At 73.9% G+C, this 5380-nt stretch carries 1 protein-coding gene; it reads right to left on the reverse strand.

All coding sequences use genetic code 11. From position 1 onward, the window contains the following. A partial coding sequence (locus AB0C22_RS31150) for an SDR family NAD(P)-dependent oxidoreductase (RefSeq protein WP_357538574.1) occupies positions 1 to 5354 on the reverse strand: 5354 nt, incomplete at its 3' end. Between the last annotated feature and the right edge of the window lie 26 nt (positions 5355 to 5380).

Genomic DNA, 5380 nt, shown 5'->3' on the forward strand with positions numbered 1-5380 from the left:
CGAAAAACAGCATCACACTCCCACAACTCCCGACCCATACCCCACCACTGAGACCCCTGACCCGGAAACACAAACACCGTCCCACCCGACACCACCCGACCGGAAACGGAACTCCCCGCAGCGGCCAACGCCGCGCCGGAACCCGATCCCACGGCCGCCAGACCGGAGACCAACTCGGCGCGCGAATTGCCGACGACCACTGCTCGGTGCTCCCACCGGGAACGTTCCCGCACCAGTCCGGAAGCAATTCCGGCCAGCGATTCGCCGCGCTCGACGAGCCCGGCCAACCGCACCGCCTGGGCCCGCAACGCCTCCGCCGACCGCGCCGACAACACCAACGGCACCGGCCCCGCCGGCTCGTCGCCCGTAACCACGACCGGCTCCGGCACCGACTCCAGGATCACGTGCGCGTTGGTGCCGCTGATCCCGAACGACGACACGCCCGCCCGACGCGGCCCGTCACCGTCCCACATCCGCGCCTCGGTGAGCAGCTCCACCGTTCCCGACGACCAGTCCACGTGCGTGGTCGGCTCGTCGACGTGCAGCGTCTTCGGCATCACCCCGGCTCGCATGGCCAGGACGGTCTTGATGACGCCGGTGATCCCCGCCGCCGCCATCGTGTGACCGATGTTCGACTTCAGGGAGCCGAGGAACAGCGGACGCTCCGCGGAATGCTCCCGACCATACGTCGCCAACAACGCCTGCGCCTCAATCGGATCACCCAACCTCGTCCCCGTACCATGCGCCTCCACCACATCCACCTCACCCGCCGACAACCCCGCACTCGCCAACGCCTGACGAATCACCCGCTCCTGCGACGGACCATGCGGAGCCGTCAGACCATTCGACGCACCGTCCTGATTCACCGCACTACCCCGCACCAGAGCCAACACCCGGTGCCCGTTCCGACGCGCGTCCGACAACCGCTCCAACACGACGACCCCGACACCCTCACCCCAGCCCGTGCCGTCCGCCGACGACGAGAACGCCTTGCAGCGGCCGTCCACCGACAGACCGCGCTGCCGCGAGAACTCGACGAACATGCCGGGGGTCGCCATCACCGACACCCCACCGGCCAGCGCCAACGACACCTCACCCGACCGCAACGCCCCCACCGCCTGGTGCAACGCCACCAACGACGACGAACACGCCGTGTCCACAGTCACCGCCGGGCCCTGCAGGCCCAGCGCGTAGGCGACGCGCCCGGAGATGACGCTCGTGGACCTCCCGGTGAGCCGCAGCCCGTCCAGGCCCTCGGACACCTCGTGCAGCGGTGAGCCGTAGTCCTGGGCGAGCGCGCCGACGAAGACCCCCGTGGCCGAGCCACTCAGGGCCTCCGGCACGATCCCGGCCCGCTCGAGCGCCTCCCACGAGGTCTCCAGCAGCAGCCGCTGCTGCGGGTCCATCGCCAGCGCCTCGCGGGGCGAGATGCCGAAGAAGCCGGCGTCGAACTCCCCCGCCTCCGGCAGGAACCCGCCGTCGAGCACGTAGGTCTTGCCAGGGCGGTCCGGGTCGGCGTCGAAGAGGTCGACGAGGTCCCAGCCGCGGTCGTTGGGCGGTTCGCCGATCGCGTCGCCGCCGGTGGTCAGCAACTCCCACAGCTCGTCCGGTGAACCCACGCCGCCGGGCAGCCGGCAGGCCATGCCGACGATCGCGACGTGGTCGTCGTCGGTCGCGGTCCGGGTGGGCAGCGGCGCGTCCGTCACCGCCGGCCGGCCGCCGAGCAGTTCGTCCCTGAGGTACGCCGCCACTGCGGTCGGGGTGGGGTGGTCGAACACCATGGTTGCGGAGAGCCGGCTGCCGGTGGCCGCGCTCAGCCGGTTACGCAGCTCCACCGAGGAGAGCGAGTCGAAGCCGAGGTCCTTGAACTTCGCCGGGGCCGGGACCTGGGCGGCGGAGGCGTGACCGAGCACCGCGGCGGCGGTCTGCCGGACCAGCTCGACCAGCAACTGGTCGCCTTCCGCGGTGGGCAGCGCGATGAGCTGTTCGGCCAGGGCGTTGCCCGTCACCCGGGCCGCCGCGACCCGACGCTCACGCCGACCCACCAGGCTGGTGAGCAGCTCCGGGACGGCACCGGCCGCCGGCGAGCGCAGGGCGTCGAGGGCGAGCCGGGCCGGGACGGCCGTCGGCCGGTCGGCGGTGAGCGCGGCGTCGAACAGGGCCAGGCCGTCCTCGACGGTCAGCGGGGCCAGGCCGAGGCGGGCGATCCGGGCCACGTCGATGTCACCGAGCTGCCCGGTCATCTCACTGCGCTGGTCCCAGAAGCCCCAGGCCAGGGCCGTCGCCGGGAGGCCCTCGGCACGGCGGGCGTGGGCCAGCTCGTCCAGGAACACGTTCGCCGCGGCGTAGTTGGCCTGGCTGGCGTTGCCGAGCAGACCCATGATGGAGGAGAAGAGGACGAACCCGGCCAGGTCACGGTGGCGGGTGGCCTCGTGCAGGTGCCACGCGGCGTCGGCCTTGGCACGCAGCACCGCCGCGACCCGCTCGTCGGTCAACGCGGGGACCAGGGCGTCGTCGAGCACCCCGGCGGTGTGCACCACGGCCGTCAACGGGTGCGCCGCCGGGACACCGGCCAGCAGGGCGTCCAGGGCGTCCCGGTCGGCCACGTCGACGGCGGCGACCTCGACCGTCGCCCCGAGTCCGGTGAGTTCGCCGACCAGCTCGGCGGCACCGGGGGCCGCCGGGCCACGGCGGCTGGCCAGCAGCAGGTGCCGCATGCCGTGGCGGGTGACCAGGTGGCGGGCGAGCAGGCCGCCGAGCGTACCGGTGCCCCCGGTGATCAGGACGGTGCCGTCGGGGTCCCAGGCGGCCGGTACGGTCAGCACCGCCTTGCCGATCTGGCGGGCCTGGCTGAGCTGGCGGAACGCGTCGGCGGCCGACCGGACGTCCCAGCACCTCGACGGCAGGTGGGTCAGCGTCCCCCGGGCGAAGCGGTCGACGATCTCGGTCAGGATGTGCTGGATCAGGTCCGGGTCCTGGCGACCGACCTCGATCAGGTCGAACGCCTGGTAACGGCGGCCGGGGTGGTCCACGGCGACCCGGTCCGGGTCACGCAGGTCGGTCTTGCCCATCTCGACGAACCGGCCGCCGTCGGCGAGCAGGCGCAACGACGCGTCGAGCAGGTCGCCGGCCAGGCTGTTCAACACGACGTCGACGCCACCCGGGGCAGCGGCCCGGAAGGTCGCCTCGAACCCGTCGGTACGCGACGAGGCGATCCGGTCGGCGGGGACGCCGAGGGCCCGTACCGCCGCCCATTTGGCGGGGCTGGCCGTGGCGTACACCGTTGCGCCGAGCTGGTGGGCCAACTGCACGGCGGCCATCCCGACGCCACCGGCTGCGGCGTGGATCAGCACCGACTCCCCGGCGCGTAGGCCGCCCAGGTGGACGAGTCCGTAGTAGGCGGTCGCGAAGACGATCGGTACCGCGGCGGCCTGGGCGTACGACCAACCGGCCGGGATCGGCACGAGCAGCCGGTGGTCCACGGTGGCGGTGCCGGCGAACGACTCCGCCACCATGCCCATCACCCGGTCCCCGGGCCGCAGGTCGGTGACCGCCGTGCCGGTCTCGGTCACCACACCGGCACCCTCGATGCCCATCCGGGCCTCGCCGGGGTAGACGCCGAGGGTGATCAGGACGTCACGGAAGTTCAGGCCGGCGGCCCGTACCGCGATCCGGACCTCGTGCGGGGCGAGGGCGGCCGACCCGGTGACCGGGGTCTGCCCCGCCACGATGGTGAGACCGTCCACGCTGCCCGACCCGGTGCCGTCCAGTCGCCAGTCGCCCCCGGACACCGGCAGCACGCCGGGGCGCACCGGGGCCAGCCGGGGCACCCGCAGCTCCCCGCCGCGGACGGCCAGTTCGGACCGGTCGGTGGCGAGGGCGGCCGGCAGCGCGGCCAGCGAACGGGGGTCGTCGTCCAGGTCGAGCAGGAGGAACCGGCCCGGGTTCTCGGTCCGCGCCGAGCGCAGCAGCCCCCAGGCGGTGGCCTGGGCCGGCGGGGACGCGGTCGTGCCCGCGTCGGTGGTGACCGCGTACCGGCTCACCACGGCGAGCCGGGCGTCGGCCAGGTCCTCGGTGGCGAGCCACTCCTGGGCCAGGGTGAGCGCCCAGCTGGCGGCACCGTGCGCCGCGTCGACGGCCGGGCCCTGCGGGGCGTCGGGCCGGGTCACCACGACGACGTCGACCTGCCGTCCGGCGGCCACCAGGGCGGGCAGATCGGCGTAGTGGTCGGCGTCGGTCAGCACCGCGCCCAGACCGAACGGGTCCGGCCCGAGCAGGGCGCACCGCAGCGGCGACGGGTCGACGGTGCCACCGGTGGGCTCGGTGACCCAGTCGAGGCCGTACAACGGGGGCGCGTCGGGCCGGGCGGCCGTGCCGAGTCGGGCCGGGTCGACCTCGCGGAAGGTCAACGACTCGACGGTGAGCACCGGCTGGCCGGCGCCGTCGGCGGCGGTCAGGGTGATCGCCCCGGTCGTGGTGGGACGCAGCGACAGCCGCAGCATCGAGGCCCCGGCGGCGGCGAGCGTGACGCCCTGCCAGGCGAACGGCAACCGCAGGTCGTCCCTGCCGGCCAGCCGGTCACGGATGAGCACCGCGTGCAGCGCCGCGTCCAGCAGCGCCGGGTGCAGGCCGAAGCAGGCGGCGTCGGCGTGGGCCGCCTCCGGGAGCAGCACGTCGGCGAACACCTCGTCACCGCGCTGCCACATCGCGGTCAGCCCCTGGAAGGTGGGACCGTAGCGGTAGCCGCCGTCGGCCAGTTCGTCGTACGCGTCGCGCACGTCCACGGCGGTGGCTCCCTGGGGCGGCCACACCGCAGGGTGCGCCGGGGCGTCGGGGTCGGGGGATTCGGGGGCCAGCGTGCCGGTGGCGTGGCAGGTCCAGGCGGTACCAAGATCGACGTCGGCGGCCCGGGAGTGGATGCTCATCTCGCGGCGACCGTCCCCGGCCGGCTCGTCGATCTCCACCCGGACGTGCACCGGCGTGCGGTCGGTCAGCACCAGGGGCGCCTGGAGGGTCAGCTCGTCGACGTGGTCGCAGCCGACCTCGTCGCCCGCACGCAGCGCCATCTCGACGAACGCGGTGCCGGGCAGCAGCACGGTGTCGCCGACGGCGTGCTCGGCCAGCCAGGGCTGGGCGGCGAGGGAGAGGGTGCCGGTGAGCCCGGTGACGGCGCTGCCGGCCAGCTCGACGACCGCGCCGAGCAGCGGGTGGGTGACGGCGGTCAGACCGGCGTGCGAGACGTCGGCCCCGCCGGGTGCGGTCGGGTTCAGCCAGTAGTGGCGGCCCTGGAAGGGGTAGGTGGGCAGGTCGACCCGGACAGCCTCCGGAACGACCCGACCCCAATCAACCTCCACCCCCGCAACAAACGCCTCACCCAACG

It is taken from the genome of Micromonospora sp. NPDC048894 (assembly GCF_040649765.1).
GTDB lineage: Bacteria > Actinomycetota > Actinomycetes > Mycobacteriales > Micromonosporaceae > Micromonospora > Micromonospora antibiotica.